General features: G+C 60.7%; 10 protein-coding genes and 2 pseudogenes. 7 read left to right on the forward strand and 5 right to left on the reverse strand.

What is annotated here, in order from left to right:
• Positions 1 to 262: 262 nt before the first annotated feature.
• A pseudogene (gene tnpC / locus C8J33_RS21190) lies at positions 263 to 1497 on the forward strand (IS66 family transposase); the annotation flags it as partial.
• Positions 1498 to 1626: 129 nt separating this feature from the next.
• Here tnpC and C8J33_RS21195 read toward each other — a convergent pair.
• Positions 1627 to 2073: pseudogene (locus C8J33_RS21195) on the reverse strand (IS66 family transposase zinc-finger binding domain-containing protein); the annotation flags it as partial.
• A 362-nt stretch (positions 2074 to 2435) separates the two neighbouring features.
• Complete coding sequence (locus C8J33_RS21200; protein WP_422038846.1) at positions 2436 to 3713, reverse strand: ROK family protein; 1278 nt, start codon at positions 3711 to 3713, stop codon at positions 2436 to 2438.
• Between the two features lie 298 nt (positions 3714 to 4011).
• Between C8J33_RS21200 and C8J33_RS21205 the strand changes: the two genes are divergently transcribed.
• The 6 genes from C8J33_RS21205 (at position 4012) to C8J33_RS21230 (ending at position 10159) form a co-directional block, all read left to right on the forward strand.
• Positions 4012 to 5475, forward strand: coding sequence for an extracellular solute-binding protein (locus C8J33_RS21205; protein ID WP_132665274.1), 1464 nt, complete (start codon positions 4012 to 4014; stop codon positions 5473 to 5475).
• Between the two features lie 112 nt (positions 5476 to 5587).
• Positions 5588 to 6481, forward strand: coding sequence for a sugar ABC transporter permease (locus C8J33_RS21210; RefSeq protein ID WP_343289814.1), 894 nt, complete (start codon positions 5588 to 5590; stop codon positions 6479 to 6481).
• 1 nt (position 6482) lies between these two features.
• On the forward strand, positions 6483 to 7316 hold the full coding sequence (locus C8J33_RS21215) for a carbohydrate ABC transporter permease (protein ID WP_132449427.1): 834 nt from the start codon (positions 6483 to 6485) through the stop codon (positions 7314 to 7316).
• A gap of 28 nt (positions 7317 to 7344) precedes the next feature.
• Entirely contained in the window at positions 7345 to 8370 is a 1026-nt protein-coding gene (locus tag C8J33_RS21220) for a Gfo/Idh/MocA family protein (protein WP_132665275.1), read from the forward strand.
• 71 nt (positions 8371 to 8441) lie between these two features.
• Complete coding sequence (locus C8J33_RS21225; RefSeq protein WP_110802668.1) at positions 8442 to 9605, forward strand: ABC transporter ATP-binding protein; 1164 nt, start codon at positions 8442 to 8444, stop codon at positions 9603 to 9605.
• A 53-nt stretch (positions 9606 to 9658) separates the two neighbouring features.
• Positions 9659 to 10159, forward strand: coding sequence for a hypothetical protein (locus C8J33_RS21230; RefSeq protein WP_245507236.1), 501 nt, complete (start codon positions 9659 to 9661; stop codon positions 10157 to 10159).
• Between the two features lie 246 nt (positions 10160 to 10405).
• Here C8J33_RS21230 and fhuF read toward each other — a convergent pair whose 3' ends face one another.
• Genes fhuF through C8J33_RS21245 form a run of 3 tightly spaced genes read right to left on the reverse strand, consistent with a single transcriptional unit; the run spans position 10406 to position 14005 of the window.
• Positions 10406 to 11137 (reverse strand): siderophore-iron reductase FhuF, encoded by a 732-nt coding sequence (gene fhuF, locus C8J33_RS21235; protein WP_132665276.1) that lies wholly within the window; start codon positions 11135 to 11137, stop codon positions 10406 to 10408.
• Positions 11134 to 13080 (reverse strand): Fe(3+)-hydroxamate ABC transporter permease FhuB, encoded by a 1947-nt coding sequence (gene fhuB, locus C8J33_RS21240; RefSeq protein ID WP_165929856.1) that lies wholly within the window; start codon positions 13078 to 13080, stop codon positions 11134 to 11136. The genes fhuF and fhuB overlap by 4 nt, the downstream gene beginning before the upstream one ends.
• A gap of 31 nt (positions 13081 to 13111) precedes the next feature.
• Positions 13112 to 14005, reverse strand: coding sequence for an ABC transporter substrate-binding protein (locus C8J33_RS21245; protein WP_132665278.1), 894 nt, complete (start codon positions 14003 to 14005; stop codon positions 13112 to 13114).
• Positions 14006 to 14010 lie beyond the last annotated feature (5 nt).

Below are 14010 nucleotides of genomic sequence, written 5' to 3' on the forward strand. Positions count from 1 at the left end.
GGTCTAGACATAGATCCTCACATTCAGAGAACTCGTATGCCCGAAATACCCTGCTCAGCATCAGCCGCGCCAGATGGGGTCTCCTTGCCGCTTACTTTATATGGCCTTCCGCCGAAGGTGGAGGGGTGGCAATCTCGTCGGCGCAGCTTTCCTATCTGCTGTCCGGAATTGACTGGCGCGCGCCGCAGGAAACTTGGCGCCCTAGCCGGGTCTGACTGCAATTTTACATTGAGATCATTAAGAAATCTAATTCAATGTCGCTATGACATTGCCGCCGCTTACCCTGCCATCGGACCTTGCCAGCGCTCATGCGGCGCTGTTGGCCGAGCGCGCAGCCCGGCTTCAGGCCGAGGCGGAAGCGGCCAATGCGAAGGCGAAGCTGTCGAGCATCGAGGCGCTGAACGCGCATCTCCAACTGCTGATCGGCAAGCTGGAGCGCGAGAAGCATGGGCCGCGCCGCGAGCGCACGCAACGGCTGATCGATCAGTTGGAATTGCAGCTCGAGGAGCTCGTGGCGTCGGCCGCGGAGGACGAACTGGGCGCCCAAGAGGCCGCGGCCCAAACGCAGTCCGTGCGCGCCTTCGCCCACAAGAGGCCGGTGCGCAAGCCATGGCCTGAGGATGCCGAGCGCGAACGCATCATCATTGAAGCGCCGACGGCACGTGCCTGCTGTGGCGGCTCGCGGCTGTCGAAGCTGGGCGAGGATGTGACGGAAACGCTGGAGGAGATCCCGCGTCGCTTCAAGGTCATCGAGACGGTGCGCGAAAAGTTTACCTGCCGCGATTGCGCGGCGATCTGTCAGGCTCCCGCACCGTTCCCCGCGCGACCGAACGGTCGTAGCATGCCACGCCGCGCGGCTTCATCGGCCCTCAGTTGCTGGCGACGATCGTGTTCGACAAGTTCGGGCAGCACATCCCGCTGAACCGCCAGAGCACGCGGTTCAAATGTGAGGGCATCGATCTGTCGACCCGGACCCTGGCCGATCAGGTCGGGCACGTCACCTTCGCCCTCAAGCCGGTCTTCGACCTGATCAAGGCCCATGTGTTCCAAGCCGAGCGGCTTCATGGCCACGACACGACGATCCCGATCCTGGCCAAGGGCCAATGCACGACCGGGCGAATATGGGTTTACGTGCGTGACGATCAGCCGTTTGCGGGCCCTGCGCCGCCGGGGGCGGTCTTCTACGCCTCCAGCGATCGGCGCGGCGAGCACGCGCAAAGGCATTTGGCCGACAGCGGCATTCTTCAGGCTGATTGCTACAACGGCTTCAATCTCTCAGCCGACAGGCGCATGCTTGCATGCGCCGAGAGGCCGCTGTTCGATCGGACGAGGAAGCAAATGCCCGCAACACCCGCGTTCTGCTTTGCCCATGCGCGCCGGAAGTTCTTCGAATTGGCCGATGTCGCTCGCAATGCTCGGCGCGGCAAAGGTGCCAAGCCGATCTCGCCGGTAGCCCTCGAGGCGGTGAAGCGCATCGATGCCCTGTTTGCCATCGACCACTCTTTTGCACATTTCGGCCTCCCAAAGACAATGACAGGCGAAGGTACCACGACCCACACGCTGAGTTGTCAGGGGAGGAATAAGTTCATTCAGGGGTGGTCAATGTGCGGAGACAACAGCGCTTACTTTGGGACGGCGGGTAACGATGACACGGAACTGCGCCGGAATGATATCCAGCCGCTCGGATACGTCCTCGCCGATGCAATGCAGGCCGTCGCCACAGTTGCAGACCAAGCTTTCCGGCTCGACGATATCTTCAACGCGAGGAAGACGGGCGGGAAGAGAGCCACGATTGGCGGCGCGAGATTTGGGATGCGGCTTAGCCGGAGTGCTGTCGGTCTCGTCTCCGGCATGGACGGCCGCGATGGCCATTTCCATTTCTTCCAGTGCAAGGTCATATTGTTCGGGATCAGCCTTCTCGGATTTGCGGCCAAAGGCCGCTTGTTTGAAAGCGGCGACCAGTTTCTCCAGCCGTTCGATCCGCTCGTCCTTGCGAACTTCACGAGGCTGCAAGGCGATCAGCATCGCCTTCAGAGCAGCAATATCGTCTGGAAGATCGACCGCATCCAACATAGAGGAAGTCTACCAAATTAGCCGTCGTCTCGCTGTCGGAATTTACGAACCGAGTCATCGTGACGCACCTACAGATCATCGGCAGGGATAAGGACCTTGTACACGTTGATATTTGAGGGGTAGACAACTGAGCGGTACTTCTGCAAGTGGTTGCCAGGACAAGGAATTTAGTACGAGTGCCGCCAACTAATGAGGGGGTCGGCAGTTCATATCCGTTCAAGGCGTCGGATCGAGTTGGATCGTCTTGAAGCAGGACCCTTTCGCTTAATGGTAGGCCACCGGTTGGACATCCATCAGGGCGGAACGGATCCACAGCATTCCGGCTGCTAAACTTCATATTCTTGGCAAGAACGGCGACCTTCTTAAATCTTGAGCTTCAAATGCTCGGAGACAACAAGCCCAGCCGCCCCACGCAACGCTGTGTGGCCTTCGCCGAGCCCGTTGCTGACGATGGTAATGTCCTGGTTGGGGCGTGCCAGCACGAAGCTGCGCACATGGCGCTCGATCGATCCAGACAGGCGCGCGCCTCCTGTGGCAGCGTCGCCATGCAGGATGTAGAAGTTGAGAGACAAGGTTTGCTGCAGATTGGCGATGCCGACTGCGATGTTGCGGGCGTAGCGATCGAGGATCTCTTCGGCGCGCGATGACCCACTTTCGGCATCTTCAACCAGACGCGCGCTCGTTACTGTCCCGGGGTCATCGAGACCCACTCGTTCCGCCTCTCGTCTCAGCCAAGCAAGGGTGGCGATCGTCTCCCAGCAGCCTTGCTTCCCACAGTTGCATGCACGGCCATCGAGCTGGACGACGGTGTGGCCGAGTTCGCCACCGGAACCGGCAAGCCCCCTATAAACCTGACCGTTGATGTAATATGCGCCGCCCAGAACTTCGCCGGTGTAAATGGCCGCGAAGTTCTGTTGGCCGCGTCCCGGCCCGAACCATCGGTCTCCGACTAGGAGAGCGCGGGGATGGTGATCGATGACGACCGGCAACCCAAAATGCGCGCTGAGGATATTGGTGATCGGCAGGCCGGTCAGGACGGGCGCCAGACTGACGGTCACAATGACGCCCTTGTCGCTGTCGATCATGCCGCCGGCCGCGATCCCGATGCCGAAAGGGGGCTGGGTCGCCTGATCGAGCGATCGTGCCAGGGTTTCCGTCAGAATGCGGCTGAAATCCTCGACATCGCCGTTCACATCGAAGGGCGCCTTCTCGAGCGCGGAAATCTCCCCTGTTAAGGTGACGAGGCAGGTCTGTATCCTGCCCGGAAGCAACAGAACGGCGGCGAGCATCGGAGCATCGCGGTTGAAGAACAGAGGGCGCGCTGGTTTCCCTCCCTGGACGGCCGAACGCGTGGCCTTGCCTTCAACAAGAAGTTTCTCCTCGATCATTGGCTGTACGATGCCGGTCACCGTCGTTCTGTTGACGCCGGCCAAACGCGCGAGATCGGCCCGGCTCGTCGGCCCGTTGTCGTAGAGCGCCTGAAGAATCCTGCCGCGATTGATGGCGCCGATATCGGACGGAGAAACGAGCATCATGGCCGTTGGCGTGGTTCCTTCGGAATCCGCCTCGGGCCTCGCGATCTCCGGTCTCGCCGACCGCAAGCCGTTCAGACTATTCCTGCTTTGGAGATCAGAAGCCACGGCATCTTTCCTGTTCAATCGGTACGGGCCCAAGGCGGCATGCCATCTTCCTCGTATTATCATGAGAGCCGTTTGCGGGAATGGTTTTGGTTTGTCGTCGGCCGCTTCATGCAATCCTGCTCACAAAAACTCTCGGTCAACAACGTCACGATTGACATCTACCATAAGTTTGTGCGACGTACAAACATACTGCCTCGGAGAAGCGCAGGCAGATAAACGGGAACAACGGCGTAGACGACCAGCGTGCAGGAAACACGCAGGATGACGTATCGCGCCAAAGCAAACTGTGGAGAGAGACATGCAGAAGGATATGATTGCCTTATCGCGTCGGAACTTGCTCAAGGGCGTTTCTTCGGCAGCCGTTTGCTCCGGCGTGCTGGGCGCACTCGCTGCCTCACGGGCGCAGGCGCAGGACATCACCAGCGTTCGTGTGCTCTCGGTGGAAGATCCCTTCTTCTTCTCGCTGAAGGCGATGCTGCCTGACTTCGAAAAGGAAACGGGCATCAAGGTCGAGCTAGAAAGTCTGTCCTACGATGCGCTCCAGGCGCGCCTGGTCTCCGCCTTCGTGGCCAACACCTCGGATGCTGATGTCATCGCCGTCGACCAGATGTGGCTCGGACAGTACCTTGACAATGGCTGGATCGTCTCCCTGAACGATCACATCGCCAAGGATCCCGATATCGATCTCGCCGACTTCATCCCTGAGGTCCTCTATTCCTCCAACATGTGGCGTGGGCAAATCGCGACGCTGCCAGTCGCGGCCTACGCGCAGGGTGTGATGTACCGAAAGGACATGTTCGAGGCATTGGGTGTCGTCGCGCCCCCTACGGAGACGTCGGATGCCTGGACCTGGACCGCCTATATCGACACGCTCAAAAAGCTCGAAGGCAAGACGTTCAAGGACGTACCGGTATTCCCGACCGTCGTCTGCGGTTCGCAGCCGTCACCAATCGTTCATATGTTCACCCAGATCTCAGCGAGTCACGGCGCCTCCTGGTTCAAGTTCTTTCCTGCCCAGCCATGGGATTTCGAGCCGATGCTTTCCGGCCCGGCCTGGGAAAAGTCGATCGAGGTCTATCGCGAGCTCTACCGGCTGTCGCCGCCCGAAGCCATCAACTACGTCTGGTTCGATGCCGGTACGCGGTTCGCCAAGGGCGACATCGGCATGTTCTACTGGTGGACGCCGTATTTCTACCTGATCAAGAATTCGGGCTACATGACGGGCAGCAAGTCCTCGGTGATGGACGTCTATGCGACCGCGGCGCTTCCCAAGGCCGAAGGAATAGCGCAGACCATCAGCGTCGGCGGTTGGAGCCTAGGCGTTCCCGCCAGTTCCGCCAAGCAGGCGGCAGGCTATGCTTTCATCAAATGGGCGACCTCCAAGGCGACCCAGAAGAAGATGGCGCTCTGGCCCGACCTCAACTACCAGTTCTCCGACTTCGGGCGCGCCTCGCTTTACGAGGACAAGGACCTGAAGGCGGTCTATCCTTATCTCGACGTGCAGTACCGCATGATGAAGCAGGGCAATGGCAAGGTCACGCGACCACCCGTTCCCGGTTACACCGCACTCGAAAGCGTATTCGGTCTGACGCTGAACCAGCTTCTCACTGGGTCGGAAGCCCCGGCTCCCGCGCTCGAGCGCGCCAACAGCCTTTTTGCCAGCATCCTCAAGGGAAACTTCATGATCCCCTACCAGAAGGAGAGCTATGACGACACGCTCGACGGCGCTAAGGCCCTGATCGGCAAGCTGGCCAACAGCTGACGCCTGTGCGTGCCGCCTCTGTCTGCTTCCCTTGAAGCGGGCAGGGGCATCGGGAACCCTGACACAGGACGTTGAGATGACGACGATAACGGCCCACACGCCGGTCGCTACTATGACCGGACGGCGAAGCTTCGTTCGCAGAAACCTGCCCTACCTGCTGATCGCGCCTTCGGTCATCATGCTGCTGGTGCTGATCGCCTATCCGCTGCTATTTGCGCTTCGTTCCAGCTTTTATTTCTGGAACCTGCAGATCGGGCCCGAGCCGCAGGCCTTCGTCGGCTTTGACAACTACGTGCAGGCCCTGAACGCCTTCGACTTTCAGGCGGCTCTCACCAATACACTGTTGCTCTCCTTCGTGGGAACGGCGCTCGAATTCGCGCTCGGCCTATCGATCGCGCTGATCTTGCTTCGAGCACTGCCAGGCATGAATGTCGTGCGGGCATTGCTCATTCTGCCCACGACGATCGCTCCCATCGTCGTGGGCTTTTTATTCCGCTATCTCTACGACCCCGGCGGTGGCCTTCTAACCTGGGTGCTGACGTCCATCGGCATTCCAATTCCCGCGGTCGGTCTTCTCGGCTCACCGTCCACGGCGCTCGCCGCCGTCCTCTTCGCCGACATCTGGCAGTGGACGCCCTTCTTTGCGATCGTTCTCTATGCCAGCCTTCTCTCGGTGCCGGAGGAGATCATCGAGGCGGCACGGCTCGACCGGGCCTCGGCCTGGACCATCCTAATGCGGATCAAGCTGCCGCTGATCAAGCGCACGGCCATCATCATCGTCATGCTCCGGTTCATGCAGCTCTTCAACACCTTCGACACGGTGCTCGTGCTGACGCGCGGCGGCCCAGGCACTTCCACCCGCACGCTCGGCTACTCGCTCTATGAGCAGGGTCTGATCAACTTCAACATCGGCCTTGTGAGCGCCATGACGTGGATCACCGTGCTCATCGTCAACATCATCGTCGCCCTCTACGTCTTCTTCGCCTTCCGAAACGAGGAGTGGTGACATGCCCTCAGCAAAGAGTAGCCTCTACACGATCCTGACCTATGCGGCGGGCCTCCTGTTCCTCGCGGTGTTCATCGGGCCGATACTTTGGTTCATTGCGCTGGCCCTGCGCCCGCCTGAAACGGCCTTCGCCATGCCGCCCCAATTCACGTTCACACCGACGCTGAACGCCTTCCGTCACATCCTGGTCGATCCCGGCACGAACGCGCCTCAGCTCGTCAACAGCCTGGTCGTGGCCATCGGCGCCGTGCTCCTCAACCTGCCGTTCTCGATCCCCGCAGCCTATGCTTTGTCGCGGTTCAAGCTGCGTGGCAAGAAGAACATCATGCTCTGGTATCTCGGCCTGCTGATGGCGCCGCCGATCGCCTTCCTTATCCCGTATTTCGTGCTGATGAACCGCATCGGCCTTACCGGCTCCTACCTCTCCATGGTGCTCGTGCTGCAGACCATGACAATTCCCTTCTCGGTCTGGTTGATGAAGAGCTTCATCGACGAGGTGCCGGCCGAACTCGAAGAGGCGGCCCGAATGGACGGTGCCCGCTGGTACACGATCATGTGGCGCATCACGCTACCGATCGTGCGCCCTGGCATCATCGTTACCTCCATGTTCGCTTTCGTGTTTGCCTGGAACAATGCGGCCTTCCCCCTCGTGCTCAGCGCGCGATCCACTGCCACACTTCCCGTAGGCACCCTCGGCTACTTCGCCACCAGCGGAGTCACCTGGAACTACATCGCCGCGGCCGCAGTGGTCGCGATGATCCCTCCGATGATCATCTTCCTCGTTTTCGACCGCTACGTGGTTCGAGGCCTCACCTTTGGTTCGGTGAAGGGCTAATCGGCCACCATTTTGGAGTAGACCTGACATGACCAAACTGAGAATGGGCGTCATCGGCGCCGGCCTTTGGGGCACCAACCATGCCCACACCTTCAACGTGCTGCCCGAGACGGAACTCGTCGCCGTCTGCGATATCGACGAAGGCCGGGCGCAGAAGATGAAGGAAAGCTCCGGCGCCGCCTTTGCCCTGACGGACTACGAGGCCCTCGTCTCACGCGACGATATCGATGCCGTCTCCGTTGCGACCCCCGATTTCACGCATACGCCGATCATCCTGGCGGCGCTAAAGGCAAACAAGCATGTGCTGAGCGAAAAGCCGCTCGCGACCACCGTGCGCGAAGCCGAGAAGATCGTCGAGGCGGCGGCAGCCTCCAGAGGCAAGCTGATGATCGATTTTCACAACCGGGTGAACCCGATCCTGGCGCAGGTTCGCACCATGGTGCAATCGGGCGAGATCGGCGTGCCGCGGCATGGCATGGCGCGCCTGTCGAACACAACCTTCGTGCCGTTCGAGATGCTGAGCTGGGCCGCGAAATCCTCCGCCCTCTGGTTCCTTGGCAGCCATCTTGTGGACGTCCTGCGCTTCATCCTCAATGACGAGGTCGTCAGGGTCTATGCTGTTACGCGCGACGGTGTGTTGAAGGCTGGCGGCGTCGATACGCGCGATTTTCACCTCTGCATTCTTGAATTTGCCGGCGGCGCGGTCGTCACCATGGAGAACAGCTGGATCCTGTCACCCGACAACCCGTCGCTCGTCGATTTCAAGCTGGAACTGGTCGGTGATAAAGGCCAGATCCAAGCCGATCCTACCCATAACGGGGGCTTGCGCCGGATGGTTGAGGGCGGCCTGCGCTATTCAGACTATATCGGCATGACGCCGACCGGCGAGACCCGCATCGGCGGCTTCGTTCTTGAATCCATTGGCCGCTTCGTCGATGCTGTCGTGCGCGATGCGCCGCTCCTCGCCGATGCAATGGACGGCCTGGCCAACGCCAAGGTTCTCGCCGCGATCGAAGCGTCCGCAGCCAGCGGCAAGGCCGTCGACATCGCCTGATCCTTTTCTGGACCGCTGCCTCGATCTTCGGCGGGGCACGGTCCTACCCCGACACACAAGGAGTAACCTCAATGGCATCGCTCGCCTTCGACCGGGTCGGAAAGACATATCCGGATGGAACGGTCGCCGTCTCCAATGTGAGCTTTACGATCGAGAACGGCGAGTTCGTTGTCCTCGTCGGTCCCTCCGGCTGCGGAAAATCAACGCTGCTGCGGATGGCCGCGGGCCTCGAGATGCTCAACAGCGGCCGCCTGATCATGGACGACCGCGACGTTAGCCATGTCGAGCCGCAGGATCGCGATATCGCGATGATATTCCAGAACTACGCCCTCTATCCGCACATGACGGTCTACGAAAACATGGCGTTCGGCTTGCAGCAGCGAAAGATGCCGAAGGCGGAGATTGAACGGCTGGTGCGTGAAGCAGCTGAAATGCTAGACCTCACCCGCTACCTGCAGCGCAAGCCGGGGGCGCTTTCTGGCGGGCAGCGGCAACGCGTTGCGATGGGTCGCGCCATCGTCCGCCATCCCTTAGCTTTCCTCATGGACGAGCCTCTGTCCAACCTCGACGCGAAACTCCGTGTCCAAATGCGCGGCGAGTTGAAGCTCCTCAACGAGCGGCTGGGGGTCACCACCCTCTATGTGACGCACGACCAGGTCGAAGCGATGACCATGGGCGACCGCGTCGCCGTGCTTAAGCCCGTGAGTGACGCGACTGAAAGCAATCTGCAGCAGATCGACACGCCGCAGATGCTCTACGACCGTCCGGCGAACCTCTTCGTCGCCGGCTTCATCGGCTCGCCGGCCATGAACTTCGTACGCGTCGATCTGTCGAGCAGCGGCGCCGGGCTGACGGCGACGGTGATCGGAACGGGCACGCAGATCACCGTGCCCTTGAACACTGCCTTGTTGAACTTCGCAGGACGCCAGGTGATCATGGGGATCCGGCCGGAAATGTTCCGGGTCTGCACGCCGGAGGAGGCGATCTTCAACGAGGCCGTTCCGGTTGCCGAAGCGCTCGGGGCGGATACGTTCGTCTTCTTCGACATCGCGTCGCCACCGGTCGATGTCAATGATACCGATGAAGCGGGGACATCGAGCAGCAAGGGCAAGAACCGGCTCGTCGCGCGCATTCCACCGGCAAAAACGCCGCGCCCGCGCGAACGCCTTCCGCTGACGGTCGAGCTTGAGAGTCTCCACTGGTTCGATCCCGCAACGGGTCTTGCCATCCGATAGACCGGGCATCCGACCCTGACCGACACTGATATCATCCCCGACAGGACGCTGCCATGAACGACGAAACCAACCCGTTTTCAACCACCGACCCTGACCGGCACTCTATCTGGGAAATGCTGGTGCGCCAGGACATCGAAGGCTTCGTTGCACAGGACTGGACGATCTTTGGCGGCTTCTTCCGGAGGGATGGCTTCTGCGGCCTCGATGCCGAAGGTTCGCTTAATCCGAAAGACTGGTGGCTACGATTTCCCACAGTTGATTCCTATCGGACGGCGTGGCTTGCCGATGCCAAGCGCGCCGCGGAGACAGCCTATGCTGAAGACCGGCGAAGCGCACTCTATCGTGCGACCACTATGCGCGACGTGACCGTGCAGGGAGACACGGCCATTGCGCGCAAGACGTTCGACGACGGCATCGCGCTTCACGGGGGCGGTGTCCAAAAGCTGAATTGGCAGTCAGTGTTCTTCTGCGCGAGAAGCGAACAGAGCTGGATGATCACCGGGTTCATCGGCTTCATGGCGTTTGATTCTGTCTCTGAACAAAGTTACGCGTAGTTTGCCATGAGCGCCGCCGCTTCTAAAACGTAGCGAACTCTGCATCACCCAACTGATCGCGCAAATTTCCACACACTCATTCAATTGGCCTAAATCTCTTGGTGCAGAGTTCAGGTCGGCGGAGGTGTTGCCGAGCCGCAATTCTTTGGTGTGTCACAGGTTCGAATTCCGTCAAGGCGTAAGCTGTATCATGGGCCTTGTCGCTATACCTTTAGGCGGGCTGGCGTTCTTCAACAGGCGGCTATATCATCTCGTTTCGTTATCTTTGCTGAGATTCAATTTCGGACATGATTTGCAGTAGCCGAGTTCAGGTGTGAAATATCTCAGGCAGCAAATCCGGCGCTGGCGCACGGCCGCTTCTGCTTCGACAATGTAGCGGACGGGCTCGAATAGGGGATTGGGCTTTCCGTCAGGTAAGAGACGATTTGCCAGGATAGCGTTCGCCTCACACAGCGCGGGATGATCCTTGCCAAGCAGGTCTGCCGCTCGGCAGAGAACGTTCTCAAAAACATTTCCAGCGTTGCTCCACAGGACTTTCCGGGACAAGGGCAAAACGGAGGCCATGGCATCGATAACAGGGCGCAGGTGTCCTTCCACGAGAAATTCGAAACGGCCTAATGTCTCTCCTGTCGGCCTTCGGAGGCCTCCCGATGATGACAGATCGAAACCACGGACGGCGCCGTCCGGGGAAAGGTGCAGCCCGACGGTCTCGACGGAAAGCGGGAGTTGCCAATCGAGGAGCAGGGAAGGTAGGAGCGTGCCGGGCAGGAGTACCGAGAAATAGGTCTTCGACCATTGTGTCGCGACGGCGCGGGGGTCGGGTTCGGGCCAGCGCTGCGAGAAGCAATCCAACCTGTCACGCAGCGCCTGCGAGGCGAAGAACGTCTTTAGCGGCAGTTGCGGCGCGGGATTGACGAAGAACGCCTCGCCCAACGCGGCAAACGGCCCCTTGAACAGGTGCGCGAGCTCGGCGATCATCGGCGGCCTCGCCGGGCCGTCAAGCCATAGAACAGAGCACCGACGACGCTGGCGACCAGCCCTGCGGGGACTTCCCAGGGAAACGCGATGATGCGGCCGATCCAGTCGGATGCGGTCATCAACGCAGCGCCGGCGAGCATAGACCCGGCGGCCTGTGCCAGCGGGCGCCGAACACCCATCAACCTGACAAGGTGTGGAACGACCAAGCCGACAAAGGTAACCGGACCGATGATAACGGTGGCAGTGCCCGTTAGAACAGCGACGAGGACGATCAAGACGAAACGGGCGCGTTTGATCTCGATGCCAACAGACGTCGCAACGGCTTCTCCGAGTGGCAGCATGCTGAGCCAGCGCCGTGTCAGGGGCAGGACGGCCAGGACCGCCAGGAGCACAGCCAAGGATGTCAGGGCCTCCCGCGAACTCACGGCATAGGTCGACCCGGATAACCAACCGATCAGGCGTGTCACTCTGACATCCCCGAAGTAGATGGCGGCAGACAGAAGCGAGCCACTGAGCGCGGTGATGGCTAACCCGGTCAGCAGCAGCTTTTCAGGTGCATAGTTCGATCTGCGCGCAAGCCGCAAAGCCAGGACAAGGAACAGCAAGGCGCCGGTAGCGGCGATCACCATGGTCTGCGTCCGGCCGAGCGGCGGCAGCAGGGCGATCACCGGCAGCATGACGAGCGTTGCGCCCGAGGACACGCCGATCAGTTCCGGGCTCGCCAGCGGATTGCCGGTCATGCGTTGCATGAGATACCCCGAGAGCGCGATCATCCCGCCTGCGCTGAGCGCTCCCGCGGCACGCGGCCAGCGCCACGGAAGCAGTTCGAAAAACGTGTTGGCCGTGGTCCATGTGAACCCGTCCGGTGTGCGTCCCACCGTCAGGCTCAGAATAACGGTTATCATCAGCACCACGAACACGCCGAACAACATGCCCGGCGTGGCACGAATACGAGCCGGCACATTCACATTGAGCACCCGCCCCTTCTTCGCTCCCGTACGGCCGGAATGCAGCAGGATCAACAAGACGGGCGCAGCAAAAAGCGCCGTGATCGTGCCTGCCGGAATGGCCATCAGTCCTTCTGCCAGTTGAACCGATTGATCCGTCAGCAAAAGCAATGCAGCGGAGAGAAACCCGGAGAGGGCCATGCGGTGCGTAAAGCGGCGTGCACCACAAAGTCTGGCGAGCGCCGCGCCGGCCAGCCCAACGAACGCGAGCAGGCCGATCTGCGCGGTCACCACCGCAGCGGCAACGGCGGCAAGACCGACCGCTGCCAGTCTCGCTGCAGTCGGCGAGAGACCGAGGCTCGCAACAGCAGCGTCATCGAGATCCAGCAGCGTCAATGGTTTCTTGAGGAGCAGGATGATGCCCGTGAGCGCAACGAGGCAGACGGTCAAGGTTTGGGCGACCTGCCAATTGTCCTGCACCAGCGATCCGGATTGCCAGAGCAGCAGGTCCGCAAGCTCGTCGTAGTGGCTGAGGATCAACATCGAGGTGACGGCGTCGCAGAGCATGGCGAAGACGAGGCCGTTGAGGATGAGGAAAAGCGGCGAAAGCCCCCATCGCATCGATAGGCCGAGCACGATGACGAGGGCGAGCAGCGATCCTCCAAGGACCGGCACGGCAACGCTGCCTGTAAAACCGGGAAGGAAGATCAGGGTGCAGGCAACCGCGAGGCGACTGGAGGAAAGGAGACCGATCGTACCAGGCTCCGCGAGCGGATTTCCCAGACCCTGCTGCATAAGCGTGGTCGACAGTCCGAGCAGTGCACCGGCTACGAGCGCGACGACGAAGCGAGGCAGCGTTCCATAGAGCAGCTGCACGGTTTTGAGTTCAGTGGCGGGCGCCTCGAAAAGACGCGAGGCACCGGCCTGTCCCGTCACGCTGATGTAGACAACGAACAAGAGAAGCCCCAGCCCGAACAGAATGCAAGGCAGAAGCATCGAGCGGCTTCCGGTGGGTCCAGAAATCGTTTCAGCCATCGGCAAGCGCTGCCAATTGTACGCCGAGTTGATCTGCGAAGCGTTCGGCCGAGCGCAGGCCACCGCTTGGATAGATGACGGGCATCCGGATCACGTGGCCTTTCTGGACTGCGGGCAGGGCAAGCCAGAGCGCACTTGCCTCAAGGCGCTTGAGCGCCACGTCGGTTTCCTCGCCGCGATCGAAATGGACGATCACCGCATCGGGTTCGTCTGCAAGGCGAGACAGGGGCGCATTGGTTACACCGGCCGCATTCACGCGGCCGGAGAATGCGTTGCGCAGTCCGGTCCGACCCGCGACGTCACCCAACATGCCGTTTCCGCCGAACAGCGCGATGTTGCGCCCGTCGCGGCTGAAGCGGCAGATATAAATTGCCCGTGAAAATGTCCGCAGCCGCGACCGCGCGGTCCGTATCGCTTCATGTGTTGCGGCAATCGCCTCGACGGCCCGAGCTCCCCGACCTGTCAGCTTCCCTAGGTCGGACAGCAGTGTCTCGCAATGTGTCAGGGCCGGCGCTTTGCCGGCAAAGACCTTGATCGGCATCAGCGGGGCGATCCGCGCCAATGACTGGAGGTTGGGCGCCTGCCAGTCGGCCACCAGTACGCGGCCCGGTGCCAACTGCTGCAGATATTCCAGATTGGGTTCGTTGAGAGGGCCGAGATCCATGACGCCTTGTGGAAGGATCGGGCTTGATACCAGACGGCGGTAAAGCGGGATGTTCGCCACCGCGATCGGTATTTCTCCTAGTGTGAGCAGGAGTTCGGTGATCAGCAGATCCAGGCTGACCATCCGTGCCGTGTTCATTTCCGCGTAAGACGAATGGCGCGACAACATGACGGTGGGAGCGGCGAGGGCCGCTCCCAGAATGTCACGTCGGGTGATCCGCATTCGGA

Source organism: Rhizobium sp. PP-CC-3G-465 (assembly GCF_004343445.1).
GTDB lineage: Bacteria > Pseudomonadota > Alphaproteobacteria > Rhizobiales > Rhizobiaceae > Ferranicluibacter > Ferranicluibacter rubi.